The organism is Pseudoalteromonas sp. RWi3 (genome assembly GCF_054960735.1).
Window position 1 is genome coordinate 1 of sequence record NZ_JBHNYL010000008.1, and the last position, 17,608, is coordinate 17,608.

Annotated in this window: 12 protein-coding genes and 1 tRNA gene; 11 read left to right on the plus strand and 2 right to left on the minus strand. The window is 36.9% G+C overall.

From position 1 onward, the window contains the following. Window positions 1–180 precede the first annotated feature (180 nt). Complete coding sequence (locus tag ACFI4Z_RS11630; protein ID WP_462670728.1) at window positions 181–2,829, plus strand: family 20 glycosylhydrolase; 2,649 nt, start codon at window positions 181–183, stop codon at window positions 2,827–2,829. A 242-nt stretch (window positions 2,830–3,071) separates the two neighbouring features. Further along, window positions 3,072–4,361 carry an N-acetylglucosamine MFS transporter NagP gene (nagP, locus tag ACFI4Z_RS11635; RefSeq protein WP_462670729.1) on the plus strand — a complete coding sequence of 430 codons (1,290 nt, stop codon included), beginning with the start codon at window positions 3,072–3,074 and terminating at the stop codon, window positions 4,359–4,361. Between the two features lie 373 nt (window positions 4,362–4,734). On the opposite strand, the gene ACFI4Z_RS11640 is transcribed toward nagP, so the two are convergent. Next, on the minus strand, window positions 4,735–5,190 hold the full coding sequence (locus ACFI4Z_RS11640) for an REP-associated tyrosine transposase (RefSeq protein ID WP_462670730.1): 456 nt from the start codon (window positions 5,188–5,190) through the stop codon (window positions 4,735–4,737). 669 nt (window positions 5,191–5,859) lie between these two features. Further along, window positions 5,860–5,935 (minus strand) — tRNA-His (locus ACFI4Z_RS11645). Window positions 5,936–6,215: 280 nt separating this feature from the next. Between ACFI4Z_RS11645 and ACFI4Z_RS11650 the strand changes: the two genes are divergently transcribed. From ACFI4Z_RS11650 to ACFI4Z_RS11690, 9 genes are all read left to right on the plus strand, one after another. Beyond that, window positions 6,216–7,034, plus strand: coding sequence for a mechanosensitive ion channel family protein (locus ACFI4Z_RS11650; RefSeq protein WP_462670731.1), 819 nt, complete (start codon window positions 6,216–6,218; stop codon window positions 7,032–7,034). 87 nt (window positions 7,035–7,121) lie between these two features. Further along, on the plus strand, window positions 7,122–7,892 hold the full coding sequence (locus ACFI4Z_RS11655) for a DUF481 domain-containing protein (RefSeq protein ID WP_462670732.1): 771 nt from the start codon (window positions 7,122–7,124) through the stop codon (window positions 7,890–7,892). Window positions 7,893–8,018: 126 nt separating this feature from the next. Further along, window positions 8,019–10,688 carry a polysaccharide biosynthesis/export family protein gene (locus ACFI4Z_RS11660; protein WP_462670863.1) on the plus strand — a complete coding sequence of 890 codons (2,670 nt, stop codon included), beginning with the start codon at window positions 8,019–8,021 and terminating at the stop codon, window positions 10,686–10,688. 17 nt (window positions 10,689–10,705) lie between these two features. Next, a complete protein-coding gene (locus ACFI4Z_RS11665) occupies window positions 10,706–11,620 on the plus strand; it encodes a Wzz/FepE/Etk N-terminal domain-containing protein (protein WP_462670733.1) in 915 nt (304 codons plus the stop codon). Window positions 11,621–11,625: 5 nt separating this feature from the next. Continuing rightward, on the plus strand, window positions 11,626–12,594 hold the full coding sequence (locus ACFI4Z_RS11670) for an exopolysaccharide biosynthesis polyprenyl glycosylphosphotransferase (RefSeq protein WP_462670734.1): 969 nt from the start codon (window positions 11,626–11,628) through the stop codon (window positions 12,592–12,594). A 76-nt stretch (window positions 12,595–12,670) separates the two neighbouring features. Then, window positions 12,671–14,131 carry an MATE family efflux transporter gene (locus ACFI4Z_RS11675; protein WP_462670735.1) on the plus strand — a complete coding sequence of 487 codons (1,461 nt, stop codon included), beginning with the start codon at window positions 12,671–12,673 and terminating at the stop codon, window positions 14,129–14,131. Between the two features lie 2 nt (window positions 14,132–14,133). Next, window positions 14,134–15,300 carry a polysialyltransferase family glycosyltransferase gene (locus ACFI4Z_RS11680; protein WP_462670736.1) on the plus strand — a complete coding sequence of 389 codons (1,167 nt, stop codon included), beginning with the start codon at window positions 14,134–14,136 and terminating at the stop codon, window positions 15,298–15,300. Continuing rightward, window positions 15,294–16,586: a hypothetical protein gene (locus ACFI4Z_RS11685; protein ID WP_462670737.1), complete on the plus strand. Its 1,293-nt coding sequence runs from the start codon at window positions 15,294–15,296 to the stop codon at window positions 16,584–16,586. The genes ACFI4Z_RS11680 and ACFI4Z_RS11685 overlap by 7 nt, the downstream gene beginning before the upstream one ends. After that, window positions 16,579–17,595, plus strand: coding sequence for a glycosyltransferase family 4 protein (locus ACFI4Z_RS11690; protein ID WP_462670738.1), 1,017 nt, complete (start codon window positions 16,579–16,581; stop codon window positions 17,593–17,595). Before ACFI4Z_RS11685 ends, ACFI4Z_RS11690 begins: the two co-directional genes overlap by 8 nt. Window positions 17,596–17,608 lie beyond the last annotated feature (13 nt).

Consider the following 17,608-nt stretch of genomic DNA (forward strand, 5'->3'; position numbering starts at 1 on the left):
ACCGCTTACCGCTTACCGCTTACCGCTTACCGCTTACCGCTTACCGCTTACCGCTTTTATTTCAATTAATGATAGCGCTGTCATTTTAGTTTTTATATGATGGGGGGGAATTTATAAACAATAATAAGAGATTATGCGGGGGGAAATGCGTAGTCTTAGGGTATAAACGAGGAGAGAGTAATGGATTTAAAAAAGCACGCATTGGCAGGTTTGATTGCTGCAATGCCATTTATGGTGCAAGCGCAGTTTTCGCAAAGTGATATAGACAGCTTTGCAAAACAAACTACATTAACATTTGCAGTCGTCGACAACTTTCATAACAAAGACTCTGGTTTTTTAGGAAAAATCACCTTAAATAACCAATCAAACGTTGCACTTCCTGCTGGTGAAAGTGATTGGCAGCTTTACATTCACTCTGTTCGTAAAATTAACACTGAGCATGTTGCTGGTTTAAATATTGAGCACGTTAATGGTGATTTACATCGTATTGTACCAACTAAAGATTTTAAAGGTTTAGCAGCAGGCAAAAGCTTAGATATCGAATTTGATGCACAAGTATGGGTTGTGGCTTATACCGATTTTATGCCGCGTGCGTTTTTTGTATCTGGGGATAATACGCCCGCTATCTTTGCGAATACCGATACAGAAGATATGACTCAATTTGTTGCGCCATTCGAGCGTGAAAATCAGTTGCGTCGTTATAACGAGCCTAAAGATCGCACTGTATTAATTACACCACAAGTGCGCTATGAGCGTAATCAGGCCGCGTCTGTAAAAGTATCTAAAGAAGATGCACTTAAACGCATTATTCCAAAACCGCAAAATATTGAATTTAATCGCGGTGTAGCCAAACTTGATAACAGCTGGCAAATTCGTTTTCAAGGCCAATTGAAAAGCGAAGTTATGGTTTTCATGCAAGACTTGCAAGATGACTACGGTTTAGCGCTAAAAGCGCAGCCTGATCATATTAAAGCTAATAAAGAAAAGCTGATCAGCTTAAAAGTAAACCCAAATCTTGCTGATGGTAAAAGCGAAAGTTACACCCTTGAAATCGACGATGATAAAATTGAGATCGTTGGTAGCGACAATGCTGGTGTATTTTATGCCATGCAAAGTTTGCTTAATTTATTACCTGCAAATAGCCAAGGTGCGGTTGAAGTGCCGCAGTTAGAGCTTGAAGACAGTCCGCGTTACGGATGGCGTGGTATGCATTATGATAACGGGCGTAACTATCATGGTAAAGACGCCATGTTCAAATTAGTTGAACAAATGGCGCGTTACAAGATGAATAAGTTGCACTGGCACTTTTCTGAAGATGAGGGCTGGCGTTTAGAAATTCCGGGACTACCAGAGCTGACAGATATTGGTGGCTATCGTTGTTTTGACTTACAAGAGCGCGAATGTCTATTAACACAGCTTGGTACTGGCCCTTTTAAATCAGGCTCAGGTAACGGTTACCTTACTCGCAGTGAATTTGTAGAGCTGTTAAAGTTTGCTAAAGACCGCCATATTCAAATTATTCCTGAAATAGAAGGCCCAGGTCACGCGCGAGCATCTATTAAAGCTATGGAAGCGCGATACCATAAACTCAGCGATCAAGCTAAGCAAACGGCTAAAAATAATTTAACTAATAAAAGACAAGCCAACAAAGAAGTACAGCAAGTTGATATCAGTGCAGCTACACAATATCTATTGAGCGATCCGAATGACACCTCCGTGTACATGACGGTGCAAAATTATAAAGATAACTCAATGAATGTATGCATGGATTCAACCTACGCATTTTTAGATAAAGTGACTTACGAACTACAGCAAATGTACCGTGAAGCGGGTGTGCGATTAACAAACTTACATTTTGGTGGCGATGAAGTTGGCGCAGGGTCATGGGTTGATTCGCCAATATGCCAAGCTATGTTTGCTGATCCAAATAACGGTGTAGCCGGTGCTGCTGACTTGAAACCTTACTTTACTCAGCGTGTAGCTAAACTACTAGAAAAGCGTGGGATTTCGCCAGGCGCTTGGGAAGATGGGTTAATGTATGACCGTACAACCCCTTTCAAACGTGATGAATTCCCTAATAAAACCTTTACCGCCAATGTGTGGGACAACATTTGGGAGTGGGGGGTAGCAGATAGAGCATACCGCTTAGCGAATGCAGGCTATCAAGTGGTTTTATCTCATGGCACGCATTTATATTTTGATCACCCATACGAAGCGCATCCAGAAGAGCGTGGTTATTATTGGGCAACGCGTTATACAGATACGGCAAAAACATTTAATTATATGCCAGATGATGTATACGCTAATGCTGATTATACCCGTACTCGTGAGCCAATTGACAATTTGGAAGCACTAGTTGGTCGCCCATTACCGCAACTTGAAAAACCTGAGAATATATTAGGTATGCAAGGTCAGGTTTGGTCTGAGACGATTCGTACCGAAGAACAAGTGTTAGCCATGATCTTCCCGCGTATTTTATCTGTTGCTGAGCGTGCTTGGCATAAAGCTCCATGGGAAGGCGAGCAAGTTAATACAAAACAGCGCACTAAAGATTGGTCACAATTTGCCGCCGCGGTGGGCCTTAAAGAGTTAACTAAACTTGCCAATGCTGATGTAAGCATTAATTTACCTGTCCCAGGCGGAGTAGTTGAAGATAGTAAATTAAAGGTTAATACCCCTTTTGCTTACTTAGAAGTAGAGTTCAGCTTGGATAATGGCCAAACTTGGCAGCGCTACACAGCTCCGATCAGTGTTTCTCAATCGCAGAAAATCGCTTTAAGAAGCCGTTTAAATGAACAGCTGTATAGCAGAATTACCTATATAAATTAATATATTAGTACGTAGTTTTAAATTGAAAGGGCCTAAAGGCCCTTTTTTATGCCAATTGTAAAATAAATAGTTACTAGTAATATGCCTGTAATTAACGTAAAGTTTTATGGCAGCGCTGTCATTTTTGTTAGGGTAATGTTATAAATTACTCTCAAGAATGAAGCTATGTGAAGTAAATCTAGTTAAGATACTTACTAAAATATAGATAACTATAACTAAAGCTCGCAACAAGAGAATGTTTTATGGAAGCCACCGTGTCGAATAAGCAAAGTAATTTTATACCCATGGCGATAGTCGCCACTCTATTTTTTATACTCGGTTTTGCAACCTGGTTAAATGGTTCATTGATGCCTTACTTAAAACAAGTATTGCAACTAACGCCATTTCAGGCATCGCTGATTTTATTCTCTTTTTATATTGCAGTAACTTTTACTGCCGTACCTTCAGCGATGATTATTCGTAAAGTCGGCTATAAAAATGGTATGGCGCTAGGTATGGGCACCATGATGGTTGCAGGTCTATTATTTATTCCTGCGGCAAAAACGCAAGTATTCGCATTGTTTTTATTCGCTCAACTTGTAATGGGGGCTGGGCAAACATTATTGCAAACGGCGGTGAACCCATATGTGGTTCGTATTGGGCCAGAAGAGTCTGCTGCGGCACGTGTTAGTGTAATGGGTATTTTGAATAAAGGTGCCGGTGTAATTGCCCCGATTGTATTTACAGCCCTAATTTTAAGTGACTTCACAGGTTCTGTGGGTAAAGAATTAACCCAGCTAGAAATCGATGCAATGGCAAACAGCTTGATCTATCCTTATTTAGGTATGGCTTTATTTATCGGTGCGCTTGGTTTTGCGGTAACAAAAATGCCGTTACCAGAACTATTAGATGATGAAGAGCAAGGTGAAAAAGGTCAAGTGAAGGCCGCTTTAGCACATCCTAGCTTAGCGCTTGGTGTTGTAGCATTATTTGTATATGTTGCTGTTGAAGTTATCGCTGGTGATACAATTGGTACTTTTGCTTTATCGTTAGGTGTTGAAAAATACAGTGTAATGACCTCTTATACCATGGCTTGTATGGTGCTAGGTTATATTATTGGTATAGCACTCATTCCACGTGTAATATCTCAGCAAGCTGCTTTGAGTGTATCAGCCATTTTAGGTAGCATTTTAACAGTGGCGATTGTAGTGAGTGATTCAAGCTCAGTGGTCGTTGCAAGCGCGCTTGGTTTAGAAGTGCAATTACCAGATACACTATTAATGATTGCTGTGTTAGGATTCGCTAATGCAATTGTTTGGCCTGCTGTATGGCCACTGGCACTTTCAGGTTTAGGTAAGCTAACCAGTGTTGGTTCTGGTTTATTGGTAATGGGTATTGCCGGTGGTGCATTTGGTCCATTATTTTGGGGCCTTGCCAGTGGCGGTGTTGATTCTGCTGACGCACAACAAGCAGCCTATATTGTAATGTTACCTTGTTATTTATTTATCCTTTTCTATGCTGTTAAAGGCCATAAGATGAAAAGCTGGAAGTAAATGACTATCTAGGTACTAGGAAGAGAAAGGTACTAGGGAAGTAACTAGAACTCCTAACACCTAGAACCTATGTTTTAAACGTAGGAGCCGGCTTTAGCCGCGAAAGGCTTTGACCTTTAACCTCGTACCTTGAAACGGATTAACCTAGAACCTAATTATCGAAAAGAATTTCTATAATGTAGAAATAATCCCGTGTGTAATGCCACCGAAAGGTGGCATTTTTTTGTCTGTAAGAAAGTGAAGCAGTTTACGAGCAGGCGAGGGTAAAGTTAGCGAGGGTAGTTAACTGCCACTGAAGCTTATCGGCGCTAAAGCGCTCTCCTACGGGGTAGGTGTGTGATTTTTGTTGTAGGAACAGGCTTTAGCCGTGATTTTATTTATTTAAATAAATACAATCCCAATGTGGGTAACTTCCAAGGTCATCCGCAATACCGGCTCTTATTGGGTTAGCAGCTATGTACCGGGCTTGATGCAATAGGTGTTCCTCATCTTTAATTAATGAATCGTAAAAACCAGCTTGCCAAATTTCCTCTTTCTTAGTTTTGTGTATAAGAAATGATGTACGCCCTTTTACTTCGGCCACCACTGAAGATAATGATTTTTGTGTTTTCAGCTGAAATAGCCAATGCATATGATCAGGCATTATTACAAAACAGATTGTTTGTGTTAAGTCCTTTAAATCAGAATATTTAAGTGAGCTTATTAAAGCTCTCGCATTACAAAAATCTTCGAATAACTCACTTCTTCGATATGTGCATGTGGTCACAGAGTAATAAGAATTCATATTCGAGTGGCGATGCTGACGTAGCTTATAAGAATGCGGTTTCATTTTAATCCCTTAAATATAAAACGGTTTACTAAAGTATAGATTAAATTTTGGAATTGAAACCAATCGGCGCTAAAGCGCTCTCCTACGGGGTTTCGGAATATGATTTGTGTTGTAGGAACAGGCTTTAGCCGTGATTGTGTTTTTATGTTTAGGGTTTGGGATATGTGAAAAAGAAATTGGCGCTAAAATTTATCGGCGCTAAAGCGCTCTCCTACGGGGTAGGTGTGTGATTTGTATTGTAGGAACAGGCTTTAGCCGTGATTGTGTTTTATGTTTAGGGTTTGGGATATGTGAAAAAGAAATTGGCGCTAAAATTTATCGGCGCTAAAGCGCTCTCCTACGGGGTTTCGGAATGTGATTTATGTTGTAGGAACAGGCTTTAGCCGTGATTGTGTTTTTATGTTTAGGATTTGGGATATGTGAAAAAGAAATTGGCGCTAAAATTTATCGGCGCTAAAGCGCTCTCCTACGGGGTAGGTGCGTGATTTGTGTTGTAGGAACAGGCTTTAGCCGTGATTATGTTTAGGGTTTGGGATATTAAAGTTTTAAATCGAATCAAAACTAATCGGAGATAATTTGCAAAGAGGTTAGAATATCATCTAAATATATTAAGATAGGTTTATAAATAATATGTAAATTGAAATTAATATTTTACTAAGAGGGAAAAGATGGGGCGATTGACGGGGCTTGAACCCGCGACAACCGGAATCACAATCCGGGGCTCTACCAACTGAGCTACAACCGCCACAACACACCTTGTTTGGTGTGGCGCGGATAATACATAAAATTATAAATCTTGTGAAGGGGTAAGCGTAAAAAAATTGAAAAAAAGTAGAATATCAATCATTTTGCATAAAAATCATTCTTTTCATACTGTGTTCATGTTGTAAGGCTAAACTTTCGCGCTCAGAAAATTCGTATTTCACTACGTACTTTTATACTAGCCAATAAATTAATATAAAAAAACGATTCAAATCAGATATAATTTAACCAGCAAACTGCTTAACCTCACATCAGGAGTGAAAATGGATACAATATTAAACTGGATAAACGAAAACTCAGGGTTGATCCTGCATTACGGCATACAAGCTGTTATCGCGCTCGTGATCTTTCTATTGGGTGGACGCGTTGCAAAATTTTGTGCTGGCTTAACTGAAAAAGCATTCGATAAGAAAAAAGTTGATAAAGCGGTAGGCTCGTTTGTATCAAGCATTGTTTACGCTATTGTATTCATGGCGACTATATTAATGGCGCTATCGCAAATTGGTATCGAGACAACGTCATTTATCGCTATTTTAGGTGCTGCAGGTTTAGCAGTTGGTTTAGCACTTCAAGGGTCTTTGTCAAACTTTGCATCAGGTGTGCTTATTATTCTACTTCGTCCCTTCAAATCAGGTGACTACGTAGAAGCAGGCGGAAAAGCAGGTACAGTTAAAAAAATCGAAATATTCTCAACGGAATTTCGTACTCCTGATAACAAAGTAATCATCATGCCTAACTCGTCAATTATGTCAGGTCCAATCGTTAACTTTTCACGAGAAAAAACACGTCGTATCGATTTAGTAATCGGCGTTGGTTATGATGCAGACCTACGTGAAGCTAAAGCCGTGCTTAAATCTGTATTAGACAAAGAATCACGCATTTTAAAAGATCCGGCTTACACAGTAGCAGTCAGTGAACTTGCAGACTCAAGCGTAAACTTCGTAGTTCGTCCTTGGGTTAACTCAACAGATTATTGGCCAACGTATTTTGATTTAATGGAAAACATCAAAATCGCACTCGATGATGCAAACATTAGTATTCCATTTCCGCAAATGGATGTACATTTCCACAAAGAAGATTAATACATAAAGCACGCAGGCTAAATTGCAGCCCATCGCGATTTTAGCAGCGTGCTCTTATTTAACGTTAAGTAGCAAGGTTATTTTTTAATGAAATTAAAGCTTTTATCAATTTTAGTTGCCGCAACAACTGCAACTAACGCATTCGCTGAAGAAACCCAAACATGGGACATAACTAGTGAGTTAGGTGCAATTATCACTAGCGGTAATACTGAGACCACAACACTAAAAGGTGGTATTAAAGCGTTACACAACTTAGAAAACTGGAATAATGAATATAAGATTGATGGTCTTTATAAAGAAGACGAAGTTGAAAATGAAGCTGGCGCTAAAGAAACTCAACGCACCAATGAAAAGTACTCGCTTTCAGCGCAAGGTAATTATAAGTTAAATGAAGATCACTCACACTTATATATCTATGGTTCGTATGTTTCTGACTACTTTGGTGCTTACAGAAACGAAGCCGTAATTTCGGCAGGTTACGGTCAACGTTTTATTGACCGTTCAGATATGTGGTTAAATGCAGAGATTGGTCCTGGTTACAAGTATTTCGAATTTCCAGAAGGCAGCGTGGATGAAAACGGAATTCCAAATGCGGGCGACACAGACAGTGAAGTTATCGCATTAGGTAAACTAGATTACAATTGGCAAATTTCCGATAACGCAAAATTTACTCAATTGGTCTCTGTAGAGTATGGTGACACAAACACCAAAACACGTTCAGAAACGGCATTGCTAGCTAAAATTAATGGCTCGTTACAAATGAAAGTAGCCTATAACATCACCAACAACTCAGAGGTTGCTGATGATAAAGAAAGTACAGATACAGAAACTTCATTGACTTTAGTTTACAGTTTTTAACATTTTATTTAGTTAAAATGACATTTAACTGCAATAAAGGGGCCTCGGTCCCTTTTTTATTTGCGCTGAAATAATGTAGAATAGCCAATCTTTTTGGCCGTAGAACTAAGGGCGCACCGACTTGTGATGCTATTTAATCGAATATTAATAACTTTGTTACTCTTCTTTTCTGCATTTTCGTGGGCATTCACACCGAGTGCTGCGCAAATAGAGCAGTTTAAAAAGTTACCAAAAGCACAGCAAGAAGCCCTCGCTAAGCAATACGGCGTAGACCTTTCTAGTATTACAGGCAAAGGTAGCTCACAGAATACAGACCAAGAGCAGCCAACAATACAGCCTCGACTTCAAGTCGAAGACAAAGTATTAACTGACGATGAGCGCTTTAAGCCTAAAGAAAATGAACTCAAACCGTTCGGTTATGAACTGTTTGCTGGTGAACCCACTACTTTTATGCCAAATGAAAACGCAGCTGTTCCTGATACGTATTTAATCGGGCGTGGCGATCAGTTGAATATCAACTTTTATGGCAAAGAAAGTGAAAGTCATGAAGTTGTAGTCGATCGAGAAGGCCGTATTAGCATTCCAAATTTAAGCCCTGTTCAAGTAGCAGGGTTAACATTTGCGGAAGTAAAAGAGTTAATCACAGCAAAAGTAGAACAAGAAGCTATCGGTATAAAAGCGTTTGTATCAATAGGGCAGTTGCGCAGCATTCGTATTTTAGTATTAGGTGAAGCATATAAGCCTGGAAGTTACAGTGTTTCTTCATTAACAACTGTATCGCATGCTCTATTTATAAGTGGTGGTGTTTCTGATATTGCATCTTTGCGTAATATTCAAGTGAAACGAGCGGGTAAAGTTGTCGCTAACTTTGACCTTTATGATTTGTTGATTAAAGGCGACAGCAGTAGCGATATAATATTGAAGCCGGGCGATGTGGTATTCATTCCTTCTGTGGGTTCGCAAGTAGCAGTTGATGGATTGGTTAAGCGTCCTGCTATTTTTGAACTAAAAGAAAACGAAAACGCACATGATTTATTAAACATGGCAGGCGGTCTTAAGCCTGAGGCGTATGCCAAAAAAGCCGTTATAGAGCGCTTTAACAACCATAACAGAAAAGAAGTTCTTTCAGTTGATTTTACAGCTAAAAATGTACGATATATACCACAAGACGGTGACCGCATTCGCTTCAACCCTATCAGCTCACAATATGACAATTCCATTAGCGTAATTGGTGCTGTTGCGCGCCCAGGCCATTATCAATGGCATGCAGGTAAGCGTATTTCAGATGTGTTTACTTCAGTCAGAGGTGATTTACTTCCTCAAGCGGATTTAAGCTATGCCTTATTAGTTAGAGAAGTTAATGTTGCTGGCGATATTGATTTGTATCAATTTGACATAGCACAAGCAATTGTAAAAGCGCCTAAACATGATTTAAAGCTTCATGAAAATGACAAAATACTTGTGTTTAGCCGTTATGAAGAAAAAGAGGTAGAAGAGCTTGCCTTATCAAATCTAGCGTTAACAGAGGCGCAGCAAGAGCTTCAGGAAAAAGCTAAGCAATGGCATGTATATCAACAAAAAGAGTTCGAGCGATACATTGGGGTTCTTAACGAGGACCCATTTGAGCAAGTGGATAAAAAGGAAAACTTAACATTAGCACAAATTGCAAAGCAGCGAGCTAAAATAGAAGACAAAGAATTAGAACCTGAAGACTATGCTTTATTTAGTAGACATAATTTACTGAAACCAATCAAGGCAAAATTAAAGCAGCAAGCATCAGTTGCAAATGCTATGAAGTTAGTCGAAATTAATGGCCATGTGACGTACCCTGGTGTTTACCCTTTAACAATAAACTCGGGTGTAAATGAGTTAATAATGGCAGCAGGTGGCTTGTTGGAGTCAGCATATACTGAGCAAGCTGAAATAACTCGCATAGTTGCTAATGACTCTTCTAAAGTTGAGCATATTAAATTTAATTTGGAAAAAGCAATATTACAAGAAGATGGTCATAACCACATACTTAAGAGTAAAGATAGTCTGAATGTTTTCTCAATTCCGAATTGGCAAGAAAATGTAAAAGTAGAACTTAAAGGGGAAGTAAAATTTCCAGGTGTTTACACGATACGTCGTGGTGAAACACTTACAAACCTTCTAGCCAGAGCTGGCGGTTTTTCTGAGTTCGCAGAAGAAAATGCAGCAATATTCACCCGTGAATCAATTCGTCTGCAAGAACAAAAGCAGTTAGCTAAATTGTCAGAAGATTTACGCCGAGATATTGCACAAAAAAGTTTTGAAAATTCAGTCGGTGGCACGTCACTTTCTTATGACGAAATGAATAAATTACTCACCGATTTAGCGGATGTAGAAGCCGTAGGTCGATTAGTAATAGATTTACCGTTAATTGTTGCAGATAAGCAATCATTAGTTTTACAAAATGGTGATGCCTTGTATGTTCCTAGTAAACGTGACTCCATTAGTGTAATTGGTGAAGTTAACTATTCAACGTCACACCTTTATAAACCAGGTATATCTTATAAAGATTACATAACGTTAAGTGGTGGTTTAAAAGAACGAGCGGATGATGAAAGAATATATATAATTAAAGCGAATGGTTCAGTGAAAATACCTGATGCAGGTAGTTGGTTTGCAGTGAATGATGCTCAAGTATTAGAAGCAGGCGACACCATTGTAGTTCCACTTAATTCTGATTATATGGATAACCTAACACTGTGGAGCACTGCAACACAGATTGTTTATCAACTTGGTGTAGCTGTTGCTGCTATTAGTAGTATTTAAGCATATTGGAAATTGATTTGAACGACTTTAATATTTTAAGATTTTATAAGCACCTAAAGCGTGATTGGTACATTATAGCGGGTATCTCTTTTACCCTTACACTCGCTATGCTATTTATTGCTTTTAATACTGCCGATAAATTTAGATCTCAGGCGCTTTTAGCTCCTGCAGAGCAAAGCTCCGCAGGTGGGCTGTCAGGGTTAGCTTCTCAACTGGGTGGTGTAGCATCTTTAGCTGGGGTAAACCTCGGAGCTGGTGGTGCGGACAAAACAATAGAGGCAATTGAAACCCTGAAAAGCAAAGCATTCTTAAATGAGTTTATTGATAAATACAAATTAAAAGTATTTATAATGGGAGTTGAAGGTTGGGATATAGTAAATGAGACGCCTATTTACACTGACGAATATGACCCTGAAACTCAGCAATGGCAAAGAGACGTTAAATTTCCTAAACAAGATGAACCCAGTCTATTTGAAGTAAGTGATTATTTTTTAAAGAATAACCTTTCGATTAATACTATTGCAGATACAGGCTATACAGTAATTGAAATTATGCATTATTCTCCTGTTTTAGCAAAGCAAATAGCTGAAAACTTGGTTTTAGAAGTAAATAAAAAAATTAGACAGCGAGACATCGAGTTAAGTAATAAGACACTTACTTTTTTAACCGATGCATTAGAAAATACAAATATTACAGAGATAAAGCAGCAAATCTTTGCCTTAATGGAGCAGCAACTCCAAACACAGATGTTAGCAAAAGTTAAAGATAATTATGTATTCAAAGTGATTGATATGCCTTACATTGCTGAAGAAAGGTTTTCACCTAATCGTATTTTAATGTGTGTGCTTGGGCTTGTGCTAGGTGGTCTTATTGGGTTTTTAGTTTCACTAACTCGCTTTGTTACTAACGAAGCGAAGTGTGATGAGAGTTAAGTTAAATGATCGAAGTTAAAGAGTCTCTTAGAAACTCAAATTCTAAAAAATATAGTCTATTGAAAAGTAGAGCTTTTACATGCAAGACGATTTACGTATATTGCCCTGACTCGCTTATTGAGAAAGTTAAAGAAATCGAGAGTGCTCATAACTTTTCTATTGTTATAAACGATAGAAGCATTGAAAGTTATAAAGGTAAAGTGATTTGCCACTATGGTAGCTCTGACCTATCGATTGAAGACAAAATGTTATTAGTCCGTGCTTTAGAGTATGGCGGTTGGGTTGAGTCATTAGTTGACTATATCGAGTTGCGCGTTGGTTATACTGAAGTTTCATTGCTTAACAGCGGTTACTTTTTACACCAGAAAGCGTTTGGTATTCTATCAAATAAAAGAACACAGTTCGTAAAACGCTTTGTAGATATATTTTCAGCGCTGCTACTATTAACTTTGACTTTACCTATAGGGTTGGTTGTTGCTTTATTAATAAAGTTAGAGTCAAAAGGACCCGTTTTTTATAAGCAAGAAAGAACAGGGTTGTACAACAAAGTATTTAAAGTTGTCAAGTTTCGTTCTATGCACAGTGAAGCTGAGAAAAATGGTGCTCAGTGGGCAGATAAAAACGATTCGAGAATAACACGAGTAGGTAAGTTTATACGGGCAACACGAATAGATGAATTACCTCAGGTTATAAATATCCTTAGTGGTGATATGTCTATCGTAGGGCCAAGGCCAGAGCGTGAAGTATTTATTAAAGAATTGGAAAAGGAGATACCTTATTATCGTTTCCGCCATGCTGTTAAACCAGGTGTTACCGGGTTAGCGCAAGTTTCTTATCCTTATGGAGCATCGTTAGATGATGCTGTGTGGAAGCATAAATATGACATCCACTATATTAAAAATCATAGCACTTGGACTGATATAAAGATTTTATTCAAAACCTTTAAAGTTGTTTTATTAGGCATGGGCCAATAAGTGAAAGCGTATTTTCTTTTTTATAAGTCATTATTTGATCTTATCATAGCCTCAATTTTTAATAAGATTGACTAAAGTGAAAACTAGCAATGTAATGAAGAGCTCATTTATAAATATGGGCCTACAAATATTTCCTATAATAAGTGCTTTGTTATCAGTACCTTTAACACTTAAATGGTTTGGTTCAGAGCTGTTCGCTGTCTTTTCTTTATCAATTAGTATTGTAGTCTTATTTAATTATTTAAACTTTGGTGTGGCTCAATCAGTTAATCGCCTTTTGGCTCATGAGTCATGTCAAAAGTCTATAAATAGCATTATTTCATCATCATTTTTAATCATGTTATTTATAGGGGCTGGTGTTAGTATCTCTACCTATTTCTTTTCACACGAAATAGTCAGTTTATTTATTGATCCAATTAATAATAACTACGATACAGCTTATAAAATGTTGGTTGCTGTGCTTTATGGCTCACCTTTATTTTTATTGATTATTTTACTTCGAGCCGTTTTAGAAGCAAAATTATTGTTTGCGATTACAGCGGCAAACAGAGCTTTGCTAAACTCCTTTTTATTCTTATCACCCTCAATCTGTTACCTATTAGATATTAATATTTTTTATGCCTTATATTTCTCTGTTGCTATTCATATTCTGTCCTTCTTTTTCTTGTTAAATAGGGTCATACATTATTATTCTAATATTAAATTTGAGTTTAATCCTTCTATCGCTAAAAGCTTAACTACAAGTGGTGGTTGGCTAACTGTTATATCCTTATCATCGATCGTTCTTATTTACGCCGATAAATTTATCATTAGTGCTAATATAGGGCTTGTAGAACTTGCCTATTACGTCGCAGCGTATGATCTTATTTCAAGAACGAGTATTGTATATGGCTCTTTAAGCGCAGCTTTTTTCCCGGCATTTTCTTTTTGGTTCAAAAATCAGCAACTAATTCAACTAAAAGAAGCTATAAATGCTTTATACATGCTAATAACACTACTAATGGGTATTGTTGTTGTGGGAACGCTGTTGCTTTCTGATTTTATTCTAGCTGTTTGGATTAACTCAGAATACGCTGAAAACTCAACATTTTTACTAAATATTTTATCCGTAGGGGTGTTATTTCAGGCACTAGCAGTTGTTCCTCTTAGAGTGCTAACTGCTACTGTTTTTGAAAAGCCTGTCGCGCTTATATACATCGTTTTTTCAGCGCTCTACTTGCTTTTAAGTATTTATCTTTCTAATCGTTTCTCTGTCGCTGCGATTGCCACTCTGTTCTCTGTTAAAGCTGCTTTAGAGTTTATCGTGCTGCATAGTTATATGTCGTTTAAGGTAACTAAAGAAAGGTTTGATTTCGCGCTATTATATAAAACTGTATTTATAGTTGCATTTACATTTTTAAGTGTAGACTTTGAGTTTTATATTCAAGCCCCATTAACTATTGCACTTTCTATAATGCTATTTTTCCCTCATGGTAAAAATAAAGATAGATATTTAAATATGCTAGGGTTACTGCGCAATAAAGGAAAAGTTGAATAAATATGAATTATGGTTTTTTTGATATGAACTTAACGGGTATATCTCGATACCCAAATCTAATTGCTCAAGATATTGCTCAGCAAAACCCAGATTCATCTTTTGTATTTTATTATGAACAGGCTGGTAGTCTATCTGAATCTGAGGTTCTAGAGGTTCTTCCTAAAAACTCAACTCTAATAAAAGTACCCACAGTGAGTGGGCGATCTTTGAAGAGAATTTTATCTCAATATCAGTTAAAAACTTTAACTGTAATGGCACAAAGAATTCCTGACACTGCATTTGTATTAGCTGCAAAGAGCCTAGGTATTCATACTGTTATGTATCAACATGGTTTATATATTCCTTTTATAAAACGAGAGACATCATTACTAATTAACCAGGTAAAAAAAGTATTTAGGTTTATATGCTACGTAAATGCCGTCTCTACTTTAATTAGTAAAAACTTTGCCGTTACTTTATACAACTATATTCAAGTATTTCTTCTAGGAAAAAACATTACAAAAACCTCATTACCATTTGAGGCATTAAATGTAGACCGTGTATTAGTTTACGGAGAATATTGGAAAAAATACCATAAAAATGTATTTGGCTACGCTATTGAACAGCAGGATATAGTTGGCTATCCAGAGTTAAAAAGTTTAACCAATGAGAATGAAAATATAACAGCTCCAGGAGTTTGTTATATAACGCAAACACTAGTTGAAGATGGGCGTTTAGATAGAAAAATTTTAATAGATTTTTTAGAAAACTTGTCTCGTATTTGTGAAATAAACAAGCAAACACTAACTATTAAATTGCATCCTCGAAGTGATACGAGTATATATGCTGGGTTAGCAGGTAATATTATTTTTGAGAGCAAGTGTTTTCCTATATCCGACATCTATGTTGGGCATTATAGTTCATTAGTCGCAAAAGCTGCTTTTGTAACCGATAAAATTTTACTGATCGACTTCCCTGGTCATGAAATTCCTAAGTATATAAAGTCTATTGCGGCAAACAGAATCAATTATAATGAGTATCACAAAATAACTGAAGTTTTAGCAGCAGAGCTTGTTAAATCTGAAGCTATAATTGAGCAAAATAAGGCTAAGTTAGAGAATGTGTTTGGTGATCCGAGCTTAGATTCAGTACAAAATGTAGTTGCATACCTACAGAGCTACAAATGCTAGCTATTACACACGATTTCATAAGTGTTCTTTTAGTTCTTTCTGTGCTTTTTGGTACACTTATGTACCTTAAGTTGAGTAATAAACAGATATATTACTTAGCAGGGATTATTGTTTTTTTATCGCTTAGTTATCTTTTTATTGTTCATCTAATCTCAGTCAACATGGGCCGAGATGGCTTTTCTATCTTTGTTAAAAAAGATTTGATTGATGATAAGCTATATTTTTACACGGCAAAATTAATGGCTAAGCAATTACTCAGCTTAGGCTACATCGACCAAGATTTGATTTTCTCGTTTCAAACTGCTGAGTTTGGTTATGATTCGCCAAAGTCATTGTATTTTTCAGCGCTGGCTGTTCCTCTTTATTTGTTGTTTCCGGAAGCTGGCACAATAGCATTCAAATCACTCAATGTATTATTTTTTAGTTTTGCAGTTCTACTTTTGGCCAGAGAATTACTTGATAGGAACTCATATGGGATGCAACGAAAAGGTGAAGTAGCAGTTAGTTGGTATGCATTTATATTTGTAATCTTCATGTGCTTTTACCCGACTTTGTTTATTCGTATGGTCCAAATTGAAAAAGATGTCTTTTTATTTTCACTATTTTCATTAGGTTTTATATGTCTGTTTCATAAGGTAATTGGCAAAGGAACCTTGTTTAAAAGTATCTGTTTATTATTAATTGTAGTGATCCTCATTTTTTATAGGCCGCAATTTTCATTAGTACTGTTATTTACGTACTTGTACTTAGTTTTCTTTAAAACTAAAAAATTCAAAGTCTTCTTTGTACAACTTATGATCGTGATAGCTATTATTCCTGTGCCACTAATTTTACTTAAAAGCTATTTCCCAGAAGTATTTATGCTGCTTGTCGCAATTAAGAGCTATTCAGTGTTAGCTGGTGCGACGGATATAATTGCAGTTGACTATGACTCGATACTTGGTATTTACAAAACTATAGGCGCATCTTTTTACTTTTATTTATTCGCACCCATATCTATTTATGCACTAAAAGCAAATGTATTATGGAAGGTGATGATGTTAGAGCCTGTGTTCTTTTTTATCATCCCATTTTTAGTTTGTTTGTTTTTACATAAAAAGGTTGAAAAAGGTAATTCTTTACTGATTTTAGGAGTCGTTATATCTATTATTTTAGCGCTACTTTCGGTTTATTATGAATCCCATGTAGGGAGTTATATGAGGAAAAGGCTCCCCTTATATGCTATGTGGATATTTTTAGGTTTTTATTTTGCTAAGAACAGAAATAAGGTATTAAATAATGAATAAAGTAGCTGTGATTTGTAATTCTACAAATCCTGATTTAGCTATGTATTTTACAAAAAAATATAACTTTTTTAAAAGTGATGTAACTTTTTTTGCAAATAAAAAAATTGCAAATGAACTGGGTGTCACCAAATCATCCTATTCTAAAGTTTCTGGCTTTTCTTGGCGTATTTTTATCGATTGTATTTTATCGTTTTTTGTTTTGTTTAAACTGCTTATTAAACGCATTAACGTGGTTGTATTTGACACAGCACATATTTCAAACTTACCCGTTGCTATCTTATGTAAGCTATTTCGGATAAAGCTTGTTTTTACCATACATGATTGGAACCCTCATGAAGGGGAGCAGCAAAAAGCAGTTGAGTTGTATAATAAGTTTGCCAAAAAAAGGCTAGCTGACGAGTTTATTGTATTCTCTAAAGTTAACTCAGATAAAGTTGTTCATCAATTAAATCTTTCTGGTTTTGACAAATATTCAACTGGACCCGCTAATGATTATTATTTGTTTTTTGGTCGTATTGAGCCTTATAAAGGGTTAAAATACCTAGTTCAGCTCGCAAAAGAGTTAACTCGCCTTGGTAAAAGTGAAAAAATAGTAATTGCAGGCAAAGGAAATGATCACGCTTTAGCCGAGCTGCAGTCACTACCTAATGTTGAGTTAATGAATTATTTTATAGATGATACAAAGCTAGATGTTCTGTTAAAAGGAGCTATAGCCACTTTGCTACCGTATGATAGCGCTACCCAAAGTGGTGTCATTCTCCATTCTTATGCTTACAGTAAACCCGTCGTTGCATTTGATGTTGGTGAGCTAGCCGCATATATCAAACAAGGAGAAAGTGGTTGCTTGGTAAAGCATGGCGATATAAATCACTTTGCCGCTTGTATGTTTGATATTCGGGTTAAAGAACTTGAATATAAAAAGGGTGTCGAAATTGAGTTTAGCAAATATGATAATGCAGCTCTTCAACGGCAGTACCAAGAACTTTTTACAAAGTTAAAAACTAATTAAGTTATAGGTGTTA

What these genes read in the sequence shown, in the direction of transcription:
- ACFI4Z_RS11630 (WP_462670728.1), top strand. Translation starts at nt 181, where the DNA reads ATGGATTTAAAAAAGCACGCATTGGCAGGTTTGATTGCTGCAATGCCA.
- nagP (WP_462670729.1), top strand. Translation starts at nt 3,072, where the DNA reads ATGGAAGCCACCGTGTCGAATAAGCAAAGTAATTTTATACCCATGGCG.
- ACFI4Z_RS11640 (WP_462670730.1), bottom strand. Translation starts at nt 5,190, where the DNA reads ATGAAACCGCATTCTTATAAGCTACGTCAGCATCGCCACTCGAATATG.
- ACFI4Z_RS11650 (WP_462670731.1), top strand. Translation starts at nt 6,216, where the DNA reads ATGGATACAATATTAAACTGGATAAACGAAAACTCAGGGTTGATCCTG.
- ACFI4Z_RS11655 (WP_462670732.1), top strand. Translation starts at nt 7,122, where the DNA reads ATGAAATTAAAGCTTTTATCAATTTTAGTTGCCGCAACAACTGCAACT.
- ACFI4Z_RS11660 (WP_462670863.1), top strand. Translation starts at nt 8,019, where the DNA reads ATGCTATTTAATCGAATATTAATAACTTTGTTACTCTTCTTTTCTGCA.
- ACFI4Z_RS11670 (WP_462670734.1), top strand. Translation starts at nt 11,626, where the DNA reads ATGATCGAAGTTAAAGAGTCTCTTAGAAACTCAAATTCTAAAAAATAT.
- ACFI4Z_RS11680 (WP_462670736.1), top strand. Translation starts at nt 14,134, where the DNA reads ATGAATTATGGTTTTTTTGATATGAACTTAACGGGTATATCTCGATAC.
- ACFI4Z_RS11685 (WP_462670737.1), top strand. Translation starts at nt 15,294, where the DNA reads ATGCTAGCTATTACACACGATTTCATAAGTGTTCTTTTAGTTCTTTCT.
- ACFI4Z_RS11690 (WP_462670738.1), top strand. Translation starts at nt 16,579, where the DNA reads ATGAATAAAGTAGCTGTGATTTGTAATTCTACAAATCCTGATTTAGCT.